The 23,289-nt window shown below is 36.4% G+C and carries 25 protein-coding genes; 3 read left to right on the top strand and 22 right to left on the bottom strand.

The features are described 5' to 3' along the window. Positions 1 to 8: 8 nt before the first annotated feature. The 9 genes from E7276_RS11025 to E7276_RS11065 form a co-directional block, all read right to left on the bottom strand. Entirely contained in the window at positions 9 to 1,163 is a 1,155-nt protein-coding gene (locus E7276_RS11025) for a cysteine desulfurase family protein (RefSeq protein ID WP_294217503.1), read from the bottom strand. Further along, positions 1,163 to 1,894 carry an RsmE family RNA methyltransferase gene (locus tag E7276_RS11030; protein WP_294217506.1) on the bottom strand — a complete coding sequence of 244 codons (732 nt, stop codon included), beginning with the start codon at positions 1,892 to 1,894 and terminating at the stop codon, positions 1,163 to 1,165. The genes E7276_RS11025 and E7276_RS11030 overlap by 1 nt, the downstream gene beginning before the upstream one ends. A 5-nt stretch (positions 1,895 to 1,899) precedes the next feature. After that, positions 1,900 to 2,856, bottom strand: coding sequence for a 50S ribosomal protein L11 methyltransferase (gene prmA / locus E7276_RS11035; RefSeq protein ID WP_294217507.1), 957 nt, complete (start codon positions 2,854 to 2,856; stop codon positions 1,900 to 1,902). 59 nt (positions 2,857 to 2,915) lie between these two features. Continuing rightward, positions 2,916 to 3,785 carry a DUF2225 domain-containing protein gene (locus E7276_RS11040; RefSeq protein WP_294217509.1) on the bottom strand — a complete coding sequence of 290 codons (870 nt, stop codon included), beginning with the start codon at positions 3,783 to 3,785 and terminating at the stop codon, positions 2,916 to 2,918. 13 nt (positions 3,786 to 3,798) lie between these two features. Continuing rightward, on the bottom strand, positions 3,799 to 5,469 hold the full coding sequence (locus E7276_RS11045; protein WP_294217510.1) for a glutamine--tRNA ligase/YqeY domain fusion protein: 1,671 nt from the start codon (positions 5,467 to 5,469) through the stop codon (positions 3,799 to 3,801). A gap of 21 nt (positions 5,470 to 5,490) precedes the next feature. Next, positions 5,491 to 6,393: a hypothetical protein gene (locus E7276_RS11050; RefSeq protein WP_294217513.1), complete on the bottom strand. Its 903-nt coding sequence runs from the start codon at positions 6,391 to 6,393 to the stop codon at positions 5,491 to 5,493. Positions 6,394 to 6,491: 98 nt separating this feature from the next. After that, positions 6,492 to 7,631, bottom strand: a complete 1,140-nt coding sequence (locus tag E7276_RS11055; RefSeq protein ID WP_294217516.1) for a hypothetical protein — start codon at positions 7,629 to 7,631, stop codon at positions 6,492 to 6,494. 114 nt (positions 7,632 to 7,745) lie between these two features. Then, entirely contained in the window at positions 7,746 to 8,051 is a 306-nt protein-coding gene (locus E7276_RS11060; protein WP_334298478.1) for an AzlD domain-containing protein, read from the bottom strand. Next, positions 8,044 to 8,760, bottom strand: coding sequence for an AzlC family ABC transporter permease (locus tag E7276_RS11065; protein WP_294217520.1), 717 nt, complete (start codon positions 8,758 to 8,760; stop codon positions 8,044 to 8,046). Before E7276_RS11065 ends, E7276_RS11060 begins: the two co-directional genes overlap by 8 nt. Before the next feature lie 76 nt (positions 8,761 to 8,836). Between E7276_RS11065 and E7276_RS11070 the strand changes: the two genes are divergently transcribed. Then, the gene (locus tag E7276_RS11070) at positions 8,837 to 9,646 is read left to right on the top strand and encodes a hypothetical protein (protein ID WP_294217523.1); all 810 of its coding nucleotides are present in this window, start codon (positions 8,837 to 8,839) and stop codon (positions 9,644 to 9,646) included. Between the two features lie 77 nt (positions 9,647 to 9,723). Here E7276_RS11070 and ilvC read toward each other — a convergent pair whose 3' ends face one another. The 3 genes from ilvC to E7276_RS11085 all read right to left on the bottom strand — a co-directional run bounded on the left by ilvC (position 9,724) and on the right by E7276_RS11085 (position 12,218). Beyond that, positions 9,724 to 10,752, bottom strand: coding sequence for a ketol-acid reductoisomerase (ilvC, locus tag E7276_RS11075; protein WP_294217525.1), 1,029 nt, complete (start codon positions 10,750 to 10,752; stop codon positions 9,724 to 9,726). Between the two features lie 44 nt (positions 10,753 to 10,796). Continuing rightward, on the bottom strand, positions 10,797 to 11,297 hold the full coding sequence (ilvN, locus tag E7276_RS11080; protein WP_294217527.1) for an acetolactate synthase small subunit: 501 nt from the start codon (positions 11,295 to 11,297) through the stop codon (positions 10,797 to 10,799). A 264-nt stretch (positions 11,298 to 11,561) separates the two neighbouring features. Next, positions 11,562 to 12,218 carry a 4'-phosphopantetheinyl transferase family protein gene (locus E7276_RS11085; RefSeq protein ID WP_294217529.1) on the bottom strand — a complete coding sequence of 219 codons (657 nt, stop codon included), beginning with the start codon at positions 12,216 to 12,218 and terminating at the stop codon, positions 11,562 to 11,564. Between the two features lie 108 nt (positions 12,219 to 12,326). Between E7276_RS11085 and E7276_RS11090 the strand changes: the two genes are divergently transcribed. Both E7276_RS11090 and E7276_RS11095 read left to right on the top strand, forming a co-directional pair. After that, entirely contained in the window at positions 12,327 to 13,484 is a 1,158-nt protein-coding gene (locus E7276_RS11090; protein WP_294217532.1) for a glycosyltransferase family protein, read from the top strand. A gap of 62 nt (positions 13,485 to 13,546) precedes the next feature. Beyond that, complete coding sequence (locus tag E7276_RS11095; protein ID WP_294217536.1) at positions 13,547 to 13,900, top strand: helix-turn-helix domain-containing protein; 354 nt, start codon at positions 13,547 to 13,549, stop codon at positions 13,898 to 13,900. 68 nt (positions 13,901 to 13,968) lie between these two features. Here the strand turns inward: E7276_RS11095 and E7276_RS11100 are convergent, their stop codons facing one another. The 10 genes from E7276_RS11100 to E7276_RS11145 form a co-directional block, all read right to left on the bottom strand. Beyond that, positions 13,969 to 14,184, bottom strand: a complete 216-nt coding sequence (locus tag E7276_RS11100) for a hypothetical protein (protein ID WP_294217538.1) — start codon at positions 14,182 to 14,184, stop codon at positions 13,969 to 13,971. A 20-nt stretch (positions 14,185 to 14,204) separates the two neighbouring features. Further along, positions 14,205 to 14,612, bottom strand: a complete 408-nt coding sequence (locus tag E7276_RS11105; protein ID WP_294217540.1) for a PIN domain-containing protein — start codon at positions 14,610 to 14,612, stop codon at positions 14,205 to 14,207. Continuing rightward, positions 14,606 to 14,812 carry a hypothetical protein gene (locus E7276_RS11110; RefSeq protein ID WP_294217544.1) on the bottom strand — a complete coding sequence of 69 codons (207 nt, stop codon included), beginning with the start codon at positions 14,810 to 14,812 and terminating at the stop codon, positions 14,606 to 14,608. Before E7276_RS11110 ends, E7276_RS11105 begins: the two co-directional genes overlap by 7 nt. 171 nt (positions 14,813 to 14,983) lie before the next feature. After that, positions 14,984 to 15,322 carry a hypothetical protein gene (locus E7276_RS11115; RefSeq protein WP_294217545.1) on the bottom strand — a complete coding sequence of 113 codons (339 nt, stop codon included), beginning with the start codon at positions 15,320 to 15,322 and terminating at the stop codon, positions 14,984 to 14,986. 80 nt (positions 15,323 to 15,402) lie between these two features. Beyond that, positions 15,403 to 17,895 carry a hypothetical protein gene (locus E7276_RS11120; protein WP_294217547.1) on the bottom strand — a complete coding sequence of 831 codons (2,493 nt, stop codon included), beginning with the start codon at positions 17,893 to 17,895 and terminating at the stop codon, positions 15,403 to 15,405. 18 nt (positions 17,896 to 17,913) lie between these two features. Beyond that, positions 17,914 to 18,693: a zinc ribbon domain-containing protein gene (locus tag E7276_RS11125; protein ID WP_294217551.1), complete on the bottom strand. Its 780-nt coding sequence runs from the start codon at positions 18,691 to 18,693 to the stop codon at positions 17,914 to 17,916. A gap of 17 nt (positions 18,694 to 18,710) precedes the next feature. Further along, a complete protein-coding gene (locus E7276_RS11130; RefSeq protein WP_294217553.1) occupies positions 18,711 to 19,130 on the bottom strand; it encodes a zinc ribbon domain-containing protein in 420 nt (139 codons plus the stop codon). Continuing rightward, positions 19,120 to 19,941: an N-acetylmuramoyl-L-alanine amidase gene (locus E7276_RS11135; RefSeq protein WP_294217555.1), complete on the bottom strand. Its 822-nt coding sequence runs from the start codon at positions 19,939 to 19,941 to the stop codon at positions 19,120 to 19,122. Before E7276_RS11135 ends, E7276_RS11130 begins: the two co-directional genes overlap by 11 nt. 255 nt (positions 19,942 to 20,196) lie before the next feature. Then, positions 20,197 to 21,174, bottom strand: a complete 978-nt coding sequence (locus E7276_RS11140; protein WP_294217557.1) for an aldolase catalytic domain-containing protein — start codon at positions 21,172 to 21,174, stop codon at positions 20,197 to 20,199. A gap of 87 nt (positions 21,175 to 21,261) precedes the next feature. Beyond that, a complete protein-coding gene (locus E7276_RS11145) occupies positions 21,262 to 23,109 on the bottom strand; it encodes a methyl-accepting chemotaxis protein (RefSeq protein WP_294217559.1) in 1,848 nt (615 codons plus the stop codon). Positions 23,110 to 23,289 lie beyond the last annotated feature (180 nt).

A 23,289-nucleotide genomic window follows, 5' to 3' on the forward strand; every position in this document is an offset into this window, starting at 1 on the left:
TAACCTTTCTATAAAACCATTAATGGTACTAGTTCTTCCATTGCTTTAATTGTAGCCTCTACTTCTTCCATTGTATTCTCAGGACAGAAACTAAAACGAATAGTACGTTCAAGTAAATCCTTTTCAAGACCAATAGATTTGAGAGTCTCACTAATTGCTGGCTTGTTAGATGAGCAAGCGGAGCCAGCAGAAACAAATACTCCGTAATTGTCCTGAAGAGCATTCAAAATAACCTGTGCCCTTGTTCTATTTCCTTTGATAGATGCACTAACTATTTGTGGTGCACTATTCTCATCAACATGACCATTGATTGTGACTCCGTCAATAGCCGAAAGGCCTTCAATCAGTCGATGTCTCATAGCATACATGTGCTGACGATTACTGTCAAGATTATCGTAGGCTTCTTTGACAGCAACGCCAAGAGCTGCAATAGCTGGAACATTTTCTGTACCAGAGCGCATACCTCTCTCATGGCCACCACCAAGAATCTGTGGAACCATGATGTTGTAAAGTGCCTCATTAATATAAATAAATCCAGAACCCTTTGGACCGTGAATTTTGTGACCACTAACAGTAAGAATATCAATATCCATTTTCTTTGGTAAAATTTTGAACTTACCAAAGGCCTGAATAGCATCCACATGGAAAATAATCTCTTTATTAAAAGCTTTAATGAGCTTGCCGGCCTCGGCAACTGGCTGAAGAGCACCTATCTCATTGTTAACCATCATAATAGATACAAAAATTGTATCTTCTCTAAGTGCTGATTTTAGCTCCTCAAGGTCAATAACGCCATACTCATCTGTACCAAGATATGTAATTTCAAAGCCTTGTTTTTCAAGATACTTGATAGGGTTTAAAACGCTGGCATGCTCGATTTTGGTGGTGATAATATGATTGCCACGGCGCTTTTTAGCCTCTACCCCGCCTTTAATAGCAAGATTGTTACTCTCAGTTCCACCAGAAGTAAAGTATATTTCCTTTGGCTGAACCTTTAGAACTCCCGAAATAATCTCTCTAGCTTCCTTAAGATAATCCTTACCCTTTGCTCCCATACTATGTAAAGAAGATGGATTACCAAAGTTCTCTTGGAGACATTCCTGCATTATTTTCATCGCACCATCAGAGCATCTGGTGGTTGCGGAATTATCAAAATAAATCATTACATTTCCTCGCATTTAAGCATCAACATACTGAGTGTACAAATAGCTGCGGTGTCTGTTCTTAGGATTCTACTTCCAAGCGAAATGAGTCTGGCAGAATCCTTAACCATTTCGATTTCAGTGGAATCAAATCCGCCTTCAGGGCCAATAAATACGCCAATGCTTTGACCCTTTTTAATTGTTGCTAGAACATCAAAAGTATCCTGCATTCCATTTTTACACTCATATGGTAAAAGAATTATGTCTAAATCCTTGGCATATTCATAAGCCTGTTTGAAGGTCATTATCTCGTGAATATTTGGGATAATTGATCGCTTAGATTGTTTTGCCGCAGACTCAGCAATAGCCTGATATCTTTGTAATTTATTCTTTTTCTTTTTATCATCCAGCTTTACTATACAGTTTTTCATTTCAACTGGTATGATCTCGTATGCTCCAAGCTCCACACATTTTTCGATGATAGTTTCGATTCTATCTCCCTTTGGAAGAGCCTGAAATAGATATATTTTATTAGGAAGCTCAGTAGAAGGAACCTGCTCTACCACAGAAACAACCAGTTCATCATCGCAGGCTTGTTCAACCTGACAGATGTAGTTCTCACCATCTGAGCATGAAACTCTAATTTTCTCGCCATTTTTAAGGCGCACAACTCTAATAAGATGATGTGCGTCTTGGCCAGAAATCCTAATTTGTCCATTAACTGGAGAATTTTCAATAAAAACCTGTTGCATAATTATTATTTACGAGCGGTGATATTAACCCACTCACCTTGATGATTAATCTCTACTACAGTAAGTCCAACATTCTCTAAAGCGGCTTTAACCTCTTGTTCCTTGAAGTCAATTATACCTGAGGAAATAAAGTACGCTCCATCCTTCATAGTAGGTGGAATGGCTGGAGCCATTGCAATAATGATGTCTGCTAAAATATTAGCTACAACCACATCATATTTGCCGTATCCTACCTGATTCTGTAGGTTTTTGTCATCAATAAGGTTTCCAACATAAAAATCGCCAGCAGATTTATCAATATGATTAACCTCAAAATTCTCATAGGTGGAAGCAATACAATCCTCATCGATATCTGTACCTACTAAATGGCATTTTCCATCTAAAAGCTTGTTGGCGATGATAGAAAGAATACCGCTGCCGCAGCCGATATCAAGAATTTCGTCCCCAGCCTTAAGATATTTCTTTAATTGTCTAATGCAAAGCTGAGTAGTCTCATGCTTACCTGTACCAAAAGAAACTCCTGGGTCAATTTCAACGAAAATTTTGCCCTGGTCTGCAGGTGCAATTTCTTCCCATGTAGGTTTAATTAAAATATCATCGATATAGAAAGACTTGAAGAACTGTTTCCAGTTGTTAATCCAATCCTCTTGCTTTGTAACAGAAGTATCGATTGTAGCCTCTCCAATATCCATATTCTGCTTTAATTCTTCAAGAGCAGCCTTAACCTGAAGTAATAATGATTCGTGATCATCGTCCTCTCCAAGGTAGAAGCACACTTTTGATAAACCTAAATCCTCTGGCAAATCAGGCTGAAGCTCTTCGTACTCGCCCCCCTGCTTTTCACCAGATACAGGCACATTATTTTCTATCTCGATTGACAGAATGCCAAGCTCCATAAGAGCTGCACTAACAAAATCTTCTGCCTGTGTAGTTGTATTAATAGAATATTTAATCCAATTCATATTAACCTCATAAAAAATCACATATCAGAGTTTCTCTGATATGTGTAATAAATAAAATACTAAGCTTGTGACTTGGCTGCTGCCGCCTTTGCAGTAATCTCTTCCTTTAAGTCAACGCATTTATCCTTTAACTTGCGAGAAGTACTAGGCGACTGAATAAGTCTAGCAACAAGTTTCATAGCTGCATCATATTTTTTGAAATGCATAGACATATTGGCAAGCATAAATTCAACTGCCTCTGATGCCATTCCGCAATATGGTGGTGTCTCTGAAGAAATAGCCTTCATGAAGCCCTCATAAGCCTGTCGATAGAAACCATCATATTCCTTTTTAATCATTTCTACGATTTTTGGATCAGCATCCTTCTGCCCCTGCAATTCTTTGAGCTGAGCTCTACGTAACCAAGCTATTTTAAGGCAAACATAAGCCTTTTCTGACATTTTGGCACGTTTCTTCAGGGTACAAATAAGTGCAAGCTTGAACTTTTCTATTGAATATTCGTATGAATAAGTCTCAGGAAGTGTCTCTCCTGTCTGTGGTTTAAAGCTAGGGCAAAATTCTGAACGAATAAGCTTCACTCTCGCTGTATCTATCTTTGAAAATGTAGTGTCCAAAGCTGAATATCCACACTTAGGGCATGATATAAAATCATATTTGCATTTGTCTACATATTCATAGTTAGGTCTAAGATCATAGTCTGGCTCAAGTCTTTTGAGCTTTGTAGTAAGAACAGCCTTTATAGGAAATTCATTATCACATACTGGACATCTAACCTTTTTATCAAGTATGAAGTCCTTTTCTTCTTTGACTACAGGGGCAGCCGCCTGTGCTGGACCAGCTGCATTTTTCTTAGGTTTGTCCTCTGCCAAAATATCTAGCTCCCCATCCATTGAGAAGCCAAACTTTTCCATTCCTGAAAGTAAATTCATAATATATCCTTTTCTAGTTTGTAGTAGGTAACTTAAACGAACTCTTTAGGGATACGATTCTGTTGAATACAAGAGACTCTGGCTTTGAATCCTTTGAGTCTACACAGAAGAATCCCTGTCTAACAAATTGGAAACTGTCATATGCCTTTGCATCCTTAAGAGATGGTTCAACAAGGCAATCCTTAAGAACTGTAAGAGAGTTTGGATTAATATTCAAACTTCCATCCTCATTATACACTCCTTTTTCTTCGTCTACAATGTTTTCATAGAGACGTACTTCGGCCTTAAGAGCTGTCTTTGCAGCAACCCAGTGGATTGTTCCCTTTACCTTACGTCCGTCTGGAGCATCTCCACCCTTTGTAGCTGGATCATATGTACAGTGAATACATGTAACCTTTCCATTTTCATCTGTCTCATATGATGTACATGTAACAAAGTAAGCATTCATAAGACGTACTTCATTGCCTGGGAAAAGTCTAAAGTACTTCTTAGGTGGCTCAATCATGAAGTCCTCTCTATCGATGTAAAGCTCTTTACCAAATGGTACCTGACGGCTACCAAGCTCTGGATTTTCAAGGTTGTTTGGAGCATCAAGCCATTCAACATCATCACTCTCATAGTTATCGATTACAAGCTTTACTGGATCAAGTACTGCCATAACACGTGGACGGCTAGTCTTTAAATCCTCACGAATACAATACTCAAGCATTGCATAATCTGATGAAGAATTAGCCTTTGAAACACCTGAAAGCTCAACAAACTTTCTAATTGATGAAGGTGTAAAGCCTCTACGTCTAAGAGCTGCGATAGATACAAGACGTGGATCATCCCAACCATCTACAATACCATCCTCAACAAGCTTTTTGATATAACGCTTTCCAGTAACAACATTTGTAAGATACATCTTTGCAAACTCAATCTGGCGAGGTGGATTTGCAAAGCCTGCTGACTTAACAACCCAATCATAAAGAGGTCTATGGTCCTCAAATTCAAGTGTACAGATTGAATGTGTGATACCCTCGAAAGCATCCTCAAGTGGATGTGCAAAATCGTACATTGGGTAAATGCACCATTTATCGCCTGTATTGTGATGAGTCATGTGTGCAACTCTGTAAAGAATTGGATCACGCATGTTAATGTTAGGTGATGCCATATCAATCTTTGCACGAAGTGTGTGGCTGCCATCCTCATACTTGCCATTCTTCATATCTTCGAACATCTGAAGATTCTCTTCTACGCTACGGTTTCTGTTTGGGTCTTCTTTACCTGGCTTTTCAAAATCGCCACGGTATTCTCTCATCTCATCAGCTGTAAGGTCTGAGACATAAGCAAGTCCCTTTTTAATAAGGTCAACAGCAACCTCATACATTTTATCGAAATAATTTGAAGCAAAATAGAGATGCTCGCCCCAATCTGCTCCAAGCCACTGAATATCAGCCTTGATTGAATCAACGAACTCTACCTTTTCTTTTGTAGGGTTTGTGTCATCAAATCTCATATGGAACTCACCATTGTACTTTTTAGCAAGGCCATAATTAAGGATAATTGATTTTGCATGTCCTATATGTAAATAGCCATTTGGCTCTGGTGGAAAGCGTGTACAAACATGATCGTAAACGCCTTCCTTAAGATCCTTATCGATTTCAAGCTCGATAAAATTTTTGCTAACTACTTCTTCACTCATTATATATATAATCCCTTCTAATTATTTTACGTGGTTGTGTGTAAACAAATGGTCACTGCAATATTCGTAATTGCCATTACATTTGCTACAAAATCTAAATTCAAGCTCAGGATTAGTAAGCTCAGTGCGGCCACAAACGGCACATTTGTGCTTTGAAATAGGCGATCCATCCCTATAATGTGTACGAGGTGGTGTTGCCTGTCTTCTGAACTCTGCTCGTCTATGAATCTCCTTTGGATTATAGCGAGACATATTCCTTGTAGAGAAATAAAAAATAACAAAATTTAATAATGATGCTATAACTGGTATTACAACGCACCATGCACCAGCAGTAATATAAGAAATAATATTATATCCAATGATAACTAAATAGAATATTGCCATCCATTTCATTTTTATTGGAATAATAAAATATAAAAGGATTTGCATATCTGGGAAACAAACAGCAAAAGCCAAAAATATTGTCATTAGTATATTCTCAGTAGTAATGATATTACCAACAATCATACCACCGTTTAATTGATATACAGTATTGAATTTATCGCCATATTGAAGCATTAACATAAAGTATGAAACAAAAGCAGCGATTATTGTAAAAATTATTCCGCCGAAGATATATACATTAAATTTAAAGGTTCCCCAAGTTCTCTCTAATGTACCACCGAGCTGATAATACAGCAGGAACATAATCAATAAAATAAGAGGATTTCCTGAAGGTGGAATAAGAACCCATGTAAAAATACGCCATATTTCTAAATTGTTTATAATTAAATACGGCTCAAGTTTTAATAAGTCTAAGTATCTAACGCCTGTAAAACTCTGTCCAAATTGTAATAGATAGCCGATGATATATCCGCCTAACAAATAAATGATTAAGTTATTAATTGCGTATTTTCCGAATTTCTTTTCTAGTTTATCTAACACTTATCTCCTCCAAATTTTATATTTAGACATAATAATAGACTTTAAAGATTATAAACCTTTAAAGCCTATATTAGCAATAAATTTATTAAATTTTTGTCTTAACTAAATGGAGAATATTTCTTAATATTCTTATTTATTCTTGCTGACTCTGCTGCGATATTATTATTTATGTAATTAGCTTCTTCAGTAATTTTATGTTTAATACTTTCAGACTCTGCAACCACAGTCGCACGTGTCATAGCTCCATCCGCCTCAATTTGGTTGCTTAACTTTGTAAAGTTTTCATTTACAGCATTAAAAGTATTCATTTGTAATTCCATCTGCTGCGTTAACATCTCTTTATGTTCACACTGCATTCTAAGCATTTCATTTCTGTATAGATACTCTTCAAACTTGTCCATAGCTTCTCGCATATTAGAAACTCTGTTATTTTCAAATAACTCACAGAAATATGCAGCTGCCTCTGGATATGAATATTTAGGTGGATACCAATCTGCAAAATCTTGCTGATATTCAATAGCTAAATCATTTAACTCGGATTCAATAGAATATATCTTGTCTTCACATAAAGAAATCTGCAATTCTAGTTCCTTCGCATGTTCTTTACATAAATCAACACCCATATTATGTTTTTTTACGCTTCTACGCTCGTAAAAATATGACAATAAACCAATGATTAAGATAATAAAAATCGGTTTAATTATTAAACCCAATCCAACTCTGAATTTGCAAGTTGCTTCTATATGATTTTCATAATTAGGTGTAGCAAAACCAAACCTTGGAACATCATCAGGATAATCTGTCACTACGCCGGAAAAAAATTCGTCTGATTCTGGAACTAAATTAATTGTGTAGTGAATATTATCTTCTATGTACCAAGTACCATCAAAACTAAATCTAGGAGATTCAAATTCAAATGTCTTATTTGAATTAATTGTCAAAACATAAGACTCATCTTCGGTGGATACATATGTACCTACCATAGAATTATTAGCTTTTTTAAATCCAATGAATGCAACAATTAAACAAATAACAAACGCTAAAATATATACAGATGTTTTACGTGTAATTTTTGCAGAATCATCTATATCCTTATAGTATCCATATGTAGTATTAACTTGTTCTAATTCAGCCGAAGCATCATCCAAGCTTTCATTAAGTCGTTCGTATGTTTTAAAAATATCTTCAACACGCGAAAGCTTTCTTACCATTTCCCTATTATTTGATAACTTTTCCATATTTACCTCTCTCATGGTATTACTTCATTCCAAAAGTTCATTATAGAGGCCATTATAGAAAACGTCAATAAGACATTTTATAACGCATTTAAAAAAGACTCAACCGAGTCTTTTCTAAACAAGTGCGAATTCACTTATTAATACCACAGCGCAACAAATACAAGCCACCTTGAATAGGCTCATATTAAACCAAGCTGCAATTGTGCCAGTTACCAAAGCTAAGATACCTGATATCTTGCTTTGGGTAGCATTAACAATTGCAGGGAATGTCATGACTGCGAGAGTCACATATGGAACATAATATAAAAACGACCTGATAAATCTATTTTTTATTGGTTTTCTAAACACTGTTACTGGCAAGACTCTAATAAAGGTACTAACCAGCGCAGCAACCAAAATATAAATGTATATTTTAGTCATCATCTTCTACCTCCGGATGTGGAAATACAATAGCTGCAACAGAAGCAATAACTACTGTAAGAATTATAGTTTTCGTTCCACTTGACACCTCAGAGAGCAATGGAGCTTTTGTGGCTACATAACTTAGTGCAAAGCTAATAAATATTAATACTGCAACAATCTTATGCTTTCTGCCCTCAGGCATAATACATGCTAAGAACATTCCATAAAGGGCAACTGAAAGTGCCGATACAAGTCTAATTGGCATCAACTCTCCAGCTACAATTCCACAAGCTGTTCCAATTGACCAACCAAAAGCAGCAATTGCAAATGCGCCATAATTATAAAGAGGTTCTATAAACCCTGGTCTTTTTATTGTGATAGCAAATAGCTCATCTGTAACTTGGAAGCCAACAAGTATTCTATGAAGCATGGAAGTTTTAGAGTCAAACTTTTGGCTTAATGCTGTTGACATAAGCAAATACCTTGCATTTACAACTAAAGTCATAATAGCCATTTCAATAAAGCTTGCTCCAGCGCCAACCACAGTATATACAGCATATTCACCAGCACTTGCATGGTTCAAAAAGGAATTTACAAAGCCTTGAACGGGCGTAAAATTAGCCTTTCTAGCAATTATACCCAAGGAAAAAGCTACAGCAAAATAACCTAAGGCTATAGGAATACCATCTTTAAAGCCTTCTCTAAAGACCTGTTTTTTTGTTTTCATTTCATAATTCATAGTTTTTTAATACTTTCTTTTTCTCAAAAGTGTACAATCATGTTATGGGGATAGGGGGTAAAATATGAAACCTGGAGTATATGAAGCAAAAAGAAAAAATGGTGAAATCTACTATAGAGGAAATATAACCTATAATGGAAAACACATAAGTCTTGGCAGCTTTGATACTGAGGCTGAATGCAGCGAGGCTTACAACGAAGCCTGGACCATTTTAAAAGATAATAAAGTAACTTTACTCTCCTATCAAAATATCTTAAAATCTCTTCCCTTTGATAAATGCATTTCATTAATTAACTTTAGAGATAACCACATTTACATCAAAAACCCAATCTATTTGTTTAAGGGATATTTCGTATATTATCTTGACCAGTTAACTGTTCTAAAATTTGACAATGATGACTTATTCTACTATTCAAGCCACAAAATTCAAAATCGAGGCGGTCACTTATTCGTAAGCGATTATGGAATGCAATACAACATTTTAGGTCGCTACGGAATCAAGCCCTATAGTGTCAAAAATCGTGATTATAAATTTGCTAACGGAGACGAAACTGACTACAGATACTCGAACATTATTCTTGTTAACAAATATCACGGAGTCTTTCGAGAAGAGAAAAAGGGCAAAGTAAAATATGTTGCCAGAATTCATTTAAACGGAGATTTTATCGTCGGGCGTTATAAGGATGAAGCGGTTGCAGCCATTGCATATAACAAGGCCGTAGACCTTTGTAAAGCACGAGGCATGACTAAAAAGTTCCCAACAAACTTTATTTCCGAGTACACGCCTCGTGAATACGCTGACATATACACAGAAATAAAAATTTCATCTCACCTGTACAAATTTTTCCGTAATAAAAATTTCCGTGAGGCTTAAAAATGTAGCCACCTTGAACCAATTGTTCTAGGTGGCTATTTTTAGCAATGATAGTCAGCCCCATTTAAAAGCTGTGACTAGTTGTTAATAAATTTATCTTCTTCATTATTCCATGAGTAAAGGCTACGAATCTGCTCGCCAACCTTCTCTGCTGGATGCTCTGAAGCAAGCTTACGCATAGCATTGAAGTGAACCTGACGTCCAGCTGGTGACATGTCAAGTAAGAATTCCTTAGCAAATGTACCATCCTGGATATCTGAAAGAATCTTCTTCATAGCCTTCTTTGTATCTTCTGTGATAATCTTAGGTCCAGTGATGTAATCACCATACTCAGCTGTATTAGAAATTGAATATCTCATGCCTGCGAAGCCTGACTGATAAATAAGATCAACGATAAGCTTCATCTCGTGAACGCACTCGAAGTATGCGTTTCTTGGATCATATCCTGCCTCAACAAGTGTCTCAAAGCCTGCCTGCATAAGTGCACAAACACCACCGCAAAGAACTGCCTGCTCACCAAAGAGGTCAGTCTCTGTCTCTGTTCTAAATGTTGTCTCAAGAATACCAGCTCTGGCACCACCGATACCAGCGCCATAAGCAAGCGCAAGGTCAAGAGCCTTTCCTGTAGCATCCTGATATACTGCAACTAAGCAAGGAGTTCCTTTGCCAGCCTGATACTCAGAACGAACTGTATGACCTGGAGCCTTAGGAGCGATCATAGTAACGTCAACATCTGCTGGTGGCTTGATGCATCCAAAGTGAATGTTGAAACCGTGAGCAAACATAAGCATGTTTCCAGCCTCAAGATTTGGCTCGATATCTTTCTTGTACATATCAGCCTGCTTCTCATCATTGATAAGAATCATAATGATATCAGCCTTCTTTGCTGCTTCTGCTGCTGTGTAAACTGTAAGTCCCTGCTTTTCAGCCTTTGCCCATGACTTTGAGCCTTCGTAAAGACCAATAATAACGTCGCAACCGCTCTCCTTAAGGTTAAGTGCATGTGCGTGTCCCTGGCTGCCGTAACCAATAATAGCTATTGTCTTACCTTTCAATAATGAAAGATTGCAGTCTTCCTGATAGTAGATCTTTGCTTCTTGTGACATTTCTTTATCCTCCTAATATTTATAATTAATAATGAACAAGCGATTTAAAGAATAACAACATCATCTGTTCCACGTGTAAGTCCTGTAACTCCTGTACGTGCTAACTCTAAGATGTCGTATGCTCCAAGCATATCTAAGAACGCTTCGAGTTTGTCCTGATTTCCTGTAAGCTCAAGTATCATAGAATCATGAGTAACATCTACAACTTTTCCATGGAAAATCTCTACAATAGTAAGTACATCCTGTCTTTCCATGCTTGTAGCTGCGATTTTAACAAGCATAAGCTCTCTCTTTACAGATAGGCCATGCTCTAATACCTTGAGATCAACAACCTCAGTGAGCTTTGAAACCTGCTTTTCAATTTGCTCAAGAATCATATCATCACCATGAGTAACGATAGTAACTCTTGTATATCTAGGATCAGCAGTTACTCCTGCCGAGAAACTATCAATATTGTATCCTCTACGAGAAAATAAGCCTGAAATGCGGCTTGTGAGACCTGGTGTGTTCTCAACTAAGATAGATAGAACCTTTTTAGACTCCATAACATTTGCTCCTAACACAAAAATTTTACCACTTTAATGATTTACAGTATAAAACTGTTATTGAAATTCTATCACACTATGCTCCAATGTCAACAGAAAATTTAGAGTAAATTTAATTCCGTTGGTCACGGATATAAGCCTTAGTAATTCTCTGCTCGGCAAAACGCCTCGCTTAAGAATTCTAAGAGCTCGATGCCTACCAACTCATCTAAAACACTACAAAATAGAGCTCCTAAATAAAGGAGCTCCGTGTTAAATATGCTTTTAATAGTATTTTCCATCGTAAGGATTATACAACCCCATTTGTATTGGCTGTCGTTTATCCTGGTAACAAAGAGTGATATAAAAATCTCTAAACTCAAAACCTTGCTTAGTCCATTCAGTTTTGCCCTTTTCACAGTCGCAATACTCGCTATAATCAATCCACTGCAGAATCTGCATCAACGGTCTGTCCATCATTTTACAAGTAGCTTCCTTGAAGGTCCAAACCTCGGTAAATTTTTTATTTACCTCATTTTGCTTTACAGATTCTAAAAATTCCAAATCATACTTTGTAAAGAAACGCTGAACTAAATCCTTGTCGTAAGGTCTAATGCGCTCAACATCAATTCCCACCGGCTTGTCAGAAATCGCTGCAACAGCGAAAAAATTAGAGTGAGAAATACTAAAATCTACATTTTTCGGTTGTAAAAAGATTGGTTTACCTTGGGATGTTGTTGAATAAACGTAAGGTCTTTGAATATGGTTTTCCCATAAAAGCTTTTCTAAAAGATGTGCAGCGCCTAAACGCTCGCACTTTCCCTTAAGAGTTTTGGCCTCGTCAACATGAGCCCTGCGCTGAGGACTTATCATGTCATAAACCTGGTCAAATATGAATGGATTTTGTAGTGGTTCACAATTGTAGGCTGCTGCTTTAATCATACCATTCTCCTCTTATCTGTATATGTAAAAGTATAACATAGTGATAAAAAAGTATGTTAAAATTCTATTAAATATCAATGTCTATTGTGTTTTCTATTGGGGGAGTTTATGAAGTTTTTAATCTTTGAAATGAAAACTGTTTGCTATAATTCATATCTATATTTTGGTGATTCCTTGGGAAGTGCATTGTCATCACTTGGCCACCAGGTAGATTATTTTAAGGTCGACGAAGATTCCTTAGATGATTTAGAAAAATTCGTTGGTGCAAAATATGACGCCGTTTTCGATTTTAATTCCGATTTACCTCGGGCTCTAATGGATGATGATTCATTCTTTCTAGATCATATAGATGCTCCATTTTTTGATATTATTTTGGACCATCCTCTATATCACCACGATACCCTCAAGCACAAATTGCAGAATTTTCATGTTGTCTGCCTTGATTCAATACATCGTGATTACATTCTAAAATACTACCCTCATATCAAATCAGTTACGGTAACTCCTATGACAGGAGAATTAGCCTTTGGCAAGGAAAATGTTGAGTGGGACAATTGGGAAAAACGTCCTTATGACATTATTTTTTCTGGAACCTACACTTCTCCTACCAGAATCGAAACTGCCATAGATAAGCTTCCTGATTTAGTAAAGGAAAATGTATATGAACTTATAGATATGATGAAGCACGACAGCTCTCTTACCATTGAAGACGCTGTTGATAGGCTTGCAGCAAATGAATTCTATGACTACATCAATTCAGACAAGCCTCTACATACTCAAATATTTTATCTTGCAGATACGTATATACGATGCATAAATAGGAAAAAGCTTGTGGAAGCAATTGATAACTGTGGCCATGAAACTCAGCTATTTGGAGCTCTTTGGGAAGAATTAAAATTAAAGCATGCCACTATACATCGAGAGATTCCATTTAACCTTACTTTTACCGTATTTGCGAAGTCGAAAATTTCCGTTAACATACAGCCCAACTTTAAAGCCGGCAGTCACGACAGAGTATTCTCCGCCCAGCTAAATGGTGCCGTATCATTAACTGACCCTACTACGCTTTTACGTAGTGAGTATTCAGATATGGAAAACATTCTTTTTTATGAATTATCTGATATTGATGCTGCAGCTCAAAAGGTGGACGATGCTCTTAATGACCTTGGAAATCTCCAAAAAATAGCTCAAAATGGATTTGAGATTGCAACAACTCGACATACATGGGCTAATATTGCCGATATAGTTATAAATGCTGTAAAATAGCTATTGATAGATTTGGCTTTTAAAAGCTGCTTAACAAATATCTTTCGTTTAGGAGATTATTTATGTCAGATAACATTATTTCAGAACGCATCACTGCCGCTAGAGAACAGCTTGGCATTACAAAGGCTGAGGCCTCTCGCCGATTGAATTTATCAAAAATCGGCTACAGTAGGTATGAATACGGCGAAAGGACTCCATCAGTGCAAACATTAGAGGTTATTGCACAATGCTTCGGGACGTCAGTGGATTATCTTACTGGAAAAACTGATGAAATTGCGCCTGATAAAATCGTAATAGATAAAAATAACAATCCTACATTTTTTGATTTAGTGAAAAGGCTATCTAATTTAGATGATGCCCAGATAAAGAGGATTGCTGTTTATGCTACAAAATTGCTAGATGTAAAAGTTGATTAAAAACTGAACCAATTTATTAATGCCGCAACTGATGTTGCGGCATAATTTATTTAGTGTAATAACGCAGTTTAAAGTTTATCTGCGTATTTTTTGTAGTCTGCTTTTGGAATGCCTAGAGCTTCCATGGCTTGGTCTGACGTAAGTTTCAAGTTGTTCATTAATTGGGTAATATTATTAAGGATTGTATTTTCCTTACCTTTTTGTATGCCTTTTTCTATGCCTTCCTCAAAGCCTTCAGCCTTGCCTTCAGCTCTTATGATGGCTTCCTCTTCCCATTTTTGCATATATTTCACCCCGACTCATTTTATTCCTCTCCATATAATTCATCTAGAGATGTGCGCAGTTCATGTACTGGATAATGTTTTAAATTTCCAGTAACAAGTTTTGCATTCATACACTTAGCTGCATCAAAAAAGGCTCTATCATCCTCATCAACCATATCAACTTCGTGCTTCTTCGTTGGTAGAGGCTCAATCCATATTGAATTAATTTTTATAAACGCCAAAAATCTTTCAACTAAAATAGGATTCAGCTTTAGATATGGTCTGGACAAAACATCCTCATATTCGCGTAATATCGGTGTAGAAATAACAATTGTATGATTGCCTGAAATAATATCCATAATTAATCTCTGCGATTTAGTAGGATTATCTCTATCTAATTTACTTTTTATTGCACTCACAAGTATATTAGTATCTACAACAACTAGCATCGTCTCTCTTTTCTAACCTCAGACACAAAATCATTTATTTCTTGCTCTGACAAAGGATTCTTTGAGCCATCTTCGCATAAAGCATCAAAAACATCTAATGCATCAGTAGAAGCAGTCAACTGATCTATAAAATTTATCACAGCATTCATTTTTTCTTGAGATAATGAATCTAATTTATCTAGTGTTTCTTGTGGTAACATAAAATACACCTCCTATTAGATATATATTATCACAAAATGTAATCTATCATACAATTTTGTTGCACACCGATAATATGTATTATAGTAACCATTGGATATGTTGTCAATGTTTTATTTCAATAGAAAAAAGCTTATAGCTCTGTTATTGCAGAACTATAAGCCATTGAAACATTATTCCATTGTTTGTTCAATAATAGCAAGCAACGATTTTATAACTCTAATTTTTTCTTTACATACTAAGCACCATATTCCCCATAAAGCAGCAATAGTACACGCTACACCAATTGCAGACTTCAGATTATTGATTGCTGAAGAAGCAACAATCGTAACAACCCATCCTAAAAGAGTTATTAAATCATTATATATTTCATAATCAGCCATTTTCCCCTTAAGGATTGCAATTGCTATTCGCCTCTGTTCCTCACTATACGCCTTAATCTCATTATAAGTTGTTGTTGCATTTGCTTCTGCAACTGAACTTGAATTATTATAATTAGTTATTATATCCATATAATTTTTCCCTTTCCCTGTTATAATAATTATTACCTCTTTGAGATTAAACAAAGCATTGTTTTCATATAACAAGACTATCAATAATTCTGAAGAATAAAATTCATCTCTTCAAAGGGACCAAAATCACATTTTACAAAATTATTTCTTATATCTTCATATTTTGAAATAAAATTCTCGTCGCTATCTATTTCATTCTCTGTATAAGCTAGATAAGTATCTGTCATGTTAGAAAAAAAGTAAGTTTTCTGATTAATTTTATTCCCCTCAATCAGATTCAGAAATACATCATCATCTTCCGCAAAGCCTATATATTTCTTCCCGTCAATATCTACTGTTCCCAACGAGTGTTCGTACTCGCTCTCGCTCCACCTTGAATTAGTATGATACACTTGAGATACCCCCTGCTGAGAATCATAAGCATAACAATAATAACTAGCATAATTATAATTATCATTTTTGTAATCTCTTTCACTACCAACAAATTTAAAAATTAAAAAGGGAGCCTCATTCTCTGAATAAAAACAAAGTGAGATATCAACATAATTAAAAGCATCTATATTGTCCAGAACCCACTCTTCCTCTGTCTTACTATTCAAAAAATCATAATACGCCTGTGCCCAAGCGGAATCGTCATTACCATCCCACCAATAATTATTCTCCACAGAGTTATTATTGTAGCAACGCTGTATAGGCGAAACTACGCCGTTTCGAATTTCGAATACCTCCCAAACCAAGGCGTTTACGTTCTTAGGCATGTTGTAGGATGCGATAAGTCCATTGCTGTTGTAGACGCTGACATTGGCTCCAGAGTATGACATTTCGGTAGAGTAGGAATTGCCAGCGCTTGAGTTTGAAAAGTCTACTACACAGTATTTGTAATATTTTGATGTATCAAACTGGCTGATAGTAATTGTTTCAGGGCCATAGGAAGAAGTATCATCCACGTCAAGCCAGTTGCCATAATCGTCGGATCTGTTGGAATACCAAACCTGCTGAGTGTCACTTCCTGATGAGGTGAATAGATGAGAATCCAAATCGTTAGGAGTCTCGCCCCAGGTGAGTACCACTGCCAGCTGTCCTTCGGCAAGCTCAGGCGCTGCATAGAAGGAATAGCTTGAAGTACCAACTGTAGGATTGGAAACAATAGTGTAATACATGCTCTCGTAACCAGTAGCCTGGACTTCGATAGTGTAAACACCAGCCTTTACAGACATTGCGCTGTAACCATTTTCGTCTGAATTAAAGGTGTATAGAATGTCCCCAAGCTTGTTGTTGATACCAGCTCTTACATTTATAACTGCATTTGATAAGCGCTTGAGGGTCTCCCCATCATCAGCATAATTTGCAGCATCTCCAAGGGTCAGTTGTACCTCCGCGTCAGAATCTGACTGAGGCACTAAATATGCAGTATCTGGATAAGCCTCTATATTTGTTGCATTAATGAGAATGTCAAAAATACTACAAGCCAAACATCCATCTAAACTTACAGTAATATTATAATTGTAGTCAGATACAGGGACTAAAATATTGTATGCACCAGTATCATCTGTAGTACAACTGAAAAGCTCTGTGCTAAAATCATCACCAAACAAATCAACTGTAGCATTTGCAAGAGCATTACCATTTGAATCAACTGCCATACCTGAAATAGTAGCAATTCCATCTGCCGCCATTACTGTATTCAAAGTATTGTATGCAGCATTAATCATCTGTTTTTCGTAGGTATCCACCTGATTTTTCTGCTCATCATTTAAGTCAGAATATTTGTAAATCTGATTAGAATGATAGCTATCTTTTAGGCGGTCAGCCTCATTTTGACCGCAGACAAAGTTTGCAATTTCTCCATCCTGAATGAATCGCCAAGTGCACAATGAATCATTATTAAACAAGAATCTCTGACCATCCTTGTCTGGTGTGGCATAGGTGGTCACATAATTGTCAGTAGAATACATAAAAATGAAATTAATTTTGCTGTCATCAGTGAAATAGTACTCCATGACATCAATTCCAGATTCCACATTTTCAATGCTTACAATTTTATTAGGCTTGCCTGAATTAGGGTTAATATAAATTTCATACTGGATTATATTTCCAGTAGACGCATTTCTTAGCTGCTTTCTGATAAGATCGCAGTTGTTTTTGCTGATGTATCCGCTATTATCTTCGTAACCCTCTAGTGCGTAGAACAAAATTGGATCCCAAACCGCATTCTCATCCTTGTCCGCTGGAGAATAATTCTCGGCAAATACATCAATTGTAGCCATTTCATAGTCACTGCTATTTAGACTTGCAATCAAATCTGCAAGCTCATTTGTAGAAGAAATCTCTTGCTCATAGGTAACTTCATCAGTTACTGTAGTTTCATCTTTTTTATCAGTTTCATCTCCCTTTTTGATAAAGAAAAATGCACCTACGCCAACTGCGACCGCCAACACAGCAGCCACAACGGGAATAACTATTTTAAACGGAAAATGCTTTGATGCAACAACATCTTCCTCTAATGGCACACCGCAGTCTCCACAGAACTTGACATCATTTGGATACTGCTTTCCACATTTTTTACAGTACATATATCATCCTCCAAAATTTTATTTACTGCCTAGCTCTGCTCGACGTTTATCCTTAATTTTATTAAGTTTTTTCATAAAACCTGATGCTTTATGTTTGTTTGATGCATTTAGTTCAAATAGAATTTCTCCACCAGAATAATCTATTTTCAAATACGATTTTCTTTTTAAAAAGAATGTTAATACGATAATAGAAATCAAAATAATTATGACCCAAGTATACGTAACCTTCATGCTTCCCACATCACCATTCCCATTAAAGCCAAATAATTCTCCTAATATTATTTCATTAAAAAATGTATAATGATAATCAATCCATTCCTGATGTCCAAAAGCTCTAAGATAATCTGCAAACACATAAACTAATATTGCCCCCCAAATAATCAACGATTTAAAAGGACTAATACTTTCTATAGTACCCCCAGAAACATCCTCTACATTAACTACCTGCTCACATTTGACAATTTTCCCTTTCTTCAAAGACTTTCCCTGAAAATACAATCTCTTATTTGAAAGCATCAAAGAATTATTCTTTATTCCGTGGGATAATACAAGATTTTTTACCCAACCATTTCCAAGGGCATCTATCTTTTGTTCGTCAGCATCTACAAACACATCAGAGTCGCTTGCCATAACCACAGTCTCAGGTGCATTAACCGGAGCAGATGCGTTTTCTGCTCTTTCAGTTGTCACATTTTCATAAGATGCATTAGCTTCCTTCTTCTCCTCTTGAGTCTGTCCACAATAAGGACAAAACTTTAATCCATTCTCAATTTCTTTTCCACATGCTACGCAATACATATATCATCCTCCTACCTTTACTTTATTATTTGATTTCCGCAATTTGTGCAGAATTTAACATCTGTTCCGACTATTGCTCCGCATCTTGAACATATCTGTCCACCAATGATTCTTTCAAAATCAAGCTGTTCCAACTTTGTACCGCATCTATTGCAGAACATGCTATTTAACTCAATTACAGACTTGCAGGAATCACATTTTCTCTTTCCCTTGAAAGCAAGAATCTTCACTTCTGTTTCTTCTTTTTGAGCCAGCAATTCAGTGATTCTAGCAAACTCTTCCTTATAGTCAGCCTCAATTGCCTCATCATCCAAATGTTTTTCTACATACTTTTTTCCAATTATTGCTTCTAACGCTTTTACTGATGCATCAATCCTTGCTAAAGTTTGTTCCCCTTCCATAATTTTGCTTGCTACTTGGGTTTGATTAGTCGCCATTTTCATTCTCCTTTTCAAAATAATCATCTATTCCATTAGCAATCCCCTGAACAATTTTTTCCTGATATTCTGGAGTTTGCATAATTTCATCTTCGTCGGGATTTGTCATATATCCCATTTCTACTATAGTAACTGGCACCTGGCACCAGTTGATACCGCTCATGGTGTCTGTCTCCCAGACGTATTCTCGATTGCAACCTGTAGAATCAACATACGAATCCAAAACACATTCTGATAAGTCGTAACATTGTTGATAAATAGCGCCATTATAAGGATTATCCATCGTCTGGCAAATAGTCATAGCCCCTGTGTCAGCGCTATTTTCTGAACCGTTTGCATGAATCCTAATAAAGGCGTCTGCATTTGCTTCATTTGCAATCTGAGCCCTCTCAGAATTAGATATATCAACATCATTAGACTCTCTAATCATGATTACCTGATAGCCTCTTGATTCCAATTCATCTCGTAGCTGTAGAGAAATCTCAAGCGTTAGCTCATACTCATATACACCCGTGGATACTCCTTTTGTTCCTGCAGCTACCTTTGGCTTTGTCTCAGATGCACCTGGACCTATTGGCTCTTTTTCTAAACTAGGAGAACCTTGATGACCTGCATCAATTACGATTTTGTATTCACTATTACTGTCTTCTGATGTAGACTCTATCGTCTCTTCTTTTTCTATATCTTCTGATACAGCCGTATCTACTTCCTTTTTCTGCTCATTTTTTCCATCATTAAAAATCCACACAAAAAGCATCGCCAAGGCAACAATAAGCGATACACCAAGTATAATTTCCAAAAACCTTTTCATTTATCAAACCATTTCCCGATTCATTTTTTACAACAAAAAAAGCAACACCTTAGGGTATTCCTAAAGTGTTGCTTAAAATATGTATAGTTATAGCCAAAGATTAAGCTAGTCTGTCTGTCTGTCTGTCTGTCTGTCTGTCTGTCTGTCTGTCTGTCTGTCAAGATTATATTAATCATAACTATTTGTTACAACTCCTGTTATCAATTATTTTCCCTTTGATATAATAACACGATTCTGCCACAAATGTATAGAAAATTAATCGATGTTTTGCATTTCCTGATAGAATGCGAAATAATCCTTGCGTCCCTGCTTTGTAAATTCAATAGCTGTACGTGGATGTTGATTCAAAAGGCCTGTTGTAAGGTACTGCATATCGTATCCCCAAACAATGCCCTGTTCCTTTAATGGAAGCATGTAGTCTTCAATGAATTTAATTGCATAGCGTTCCTTATATTTAGGATTTTTAAGGAAACCAAGGAGTAATTCCATTGCGCAATTGCCTGCTCCACGTCCCATGCTGCAGTATGTTGCATCAAGATAATCAACCATATCACCGCAGGCTTCTATCGTATTTGCGAATGCAAGCTTTTGATTATCGTGTGCATGCATACCAACTTTTTTGCCATATTTATTAGCAATCTCATAGTACATATCAGCAATACGCTCTGTCTGTTCTGGATAAAGCGAACCATAGCTATCAACTATATAAATACATGAAATTGGTGTCTGGCAAACAATATCAAGAGCCGATTTGATGTCTTCCATTGATGCAGTAGAAATAGCCATGATATTACATGTAGTCTCGTAGCCTTTTTTATATGCATCTTCAATCATCTGAACTGCGCCAGGCAACTGATGTAAATATGTAGCCACACGTATTAAATCAACAGGGCTCTCATCCTTTGGACGGATATCCTCCATGTAATTGCATCGTCCTACATCGGCCATAATAGCTATTTTTAAATCTGTATCATTTTCACCAACAATTTTGCGAATATCATCATCAGACGAGAATTTCCATGGACCAAATTTGTCCACGTCAAACTGCTCCTTATCAGCTCTGTATCCCATCTCCATATAGTCAACTCCAGCCTTTACATTTGTAAGATAAAGAGCTTTAGCAAATTCATCTGTAAAATAAAAGTCATTTACTAGACCTCCGTCGCGAAGAGTTGCATCAACAACTCTCACACTTTCTCTTACCTCTAAAAGCTTGGATATTTCTTTTTTCATTATTTTTTTCCTCCATTCGCTTTATCGCTTAAAAGCATTAAAGTACCTCCTAGTATATACATACTAGGAGGTACTGTCAAATAGGGATTATACTATTTCAAATTTCTGGGTGCTAGCATTAAGTTGTTTTGTAACATCATTATTTTGATCCATAGCTTCATTGATGCCTTGAATTTCACCTACAATTTCTGTAGCAGCCTGTGCAGACATTCCTATTGCATTAGAGCTTTCATTTACAGAATTAGAAATAGTCTCAATTCTGTCAGCCATCTCATTCATTACATTGTTTAGATTGTCAGCCTTGTCTGAGAATGTAGCCAACATTTCATCAATCATTGTAGCTGTATCTTCAAATTTAGATCCAGTTTCTACGAAGGCATCATAATCAGCCAAAACATTTTCATTGATGAATTCAATAACTTGAACCGCATTATCTGAAAGTGTTTTAACAGCCGCTGTAACCTTAGCGGAAATTTCCTGAATATTTCCAGCTGTATCTCTTGAGTTTGCTGCAAGCTTACTAATCTCATCAGCTACAACAGCAAATCCCTTTCCAGCCTCACCAGCTCTGGCAGCTTCGATAGACGCATTAAGAGCAAGCAAGTTTGTCTGGCTGGCAATGTCTAGAATCTCGTTTGTCAAATCACCAATTTGGTTAACCTGCTCGGATTCTTTTACAGAAACCTCGAGAACTTTAGATAACTCTTCCATCTTAGCTCCAGTGTTATCCTTCTTCTCAGTTGCTTCTTTCTTAATTTCATCAGCTGCCATTTTGATTTCATTTGCTTTAGAAGCGCCTTCTTTTGCTTCGGCATCTATAGCATTTGTAGCCTCTCTAACTTCAAATACCTTGTCATTTAAATCAACTGCTGTAGTCGAAACATTTTCCATTGAAGCAGCAAGCTCTTCCATAGCTGCCGATGTATTTGTAACATTATCTGATGCGCTCTGAATTTTAGTAACCATGCTATCGGCAGATGTAGTTAATATAGAAGCGCCGTCCTTAACGTCTTTGATAACGCCCTGAAGTGTCTCAAGGAATTGGTTGATACCATCCGATATCATAGCCAGCTCAGTCTTGGTTTTTGTAGTAATACGAGCAGTAAGATTACCCTTGCCCTTATTAATGTTATTAATAATTTCCTGTAATTCATAAGATATACCAAGAATAGCTTTATTGATTCTAAAAAATGTAAGTGCGAAACCACAGATGATAATAATAACAACGATAGCCATAACAACGTAGCCCTTGAATGACTGTTGTTTAATATATCCTGTTAAATATGTACCAAAGCCATCACTCAATGAGTTGATACCTTCATCTATTGAGTCTAGAGAAGCATAACAAGCTCCAAGCTGAGTACCGTAATCCGTTGACACATACTGAATTGCCGAAGCAATATCCCCCGCAAGAATAGATGATCTCATATTAACGGCTGTTTCAACAAAAGCTTCTACACTAGATCTCAATGAGGCAACTCTATCTGGTCCATCAGGTAGATTTGAAACCAAAAGGCAGTCATCCATATACTTAAGATGTCCATCTATATCCGAAACATATGAATCCATGTCTGCAAAATCAGCCTCTGTCATAACAGTTCCAGCTTCCATTTGACCAAGATTCTTGTTTATTTCAGCAGAAATATGAATAATATCCTGTTTTAATGTAGCTGCTTCCTGTGAACATATTAATTCATTTTCACTAGCCACAAGCGCTTGTGACTTTACACTATTCATTGCCTGATTTGAAACAATAGCATAAACAATGAAGGCAACTAAAATAATGCCGTAAACTAATAGGTTTTGGAAAGAAATTGATTGGAAGAAGTTACCCTTATTTGACTCAGCAATTTTGGCAACACCTTTCATGTTTTCTCTCTGTTCTTCAGTTAAATTTTCCTCAAATCGTTTAATTCTTTCTTCTTTTTTGCTCATTTTAATCCCCTCACAATACAAAGTAACCTTTAATTGAAAATAATTATAAAACGATTTTTTGAAGAAAATGTGTAGCAAACAGTATTTTTAGTCACTTTTTTGTTAACAAAAACCTGCTAACAAAAATCAAGTATGAATTTCAAATATACTTTTTAAATAATTAATTGCATCACAATAAGG

The sequence above is a fragment of the Pseudobutyrivibrio sp. genome (assembly GCF_015057185.1).
GTDB lineage: Bacteria > Bacillota > Clostridia > Lachnospirales > Lachnospiraceae > Pseudobutyrivibrio.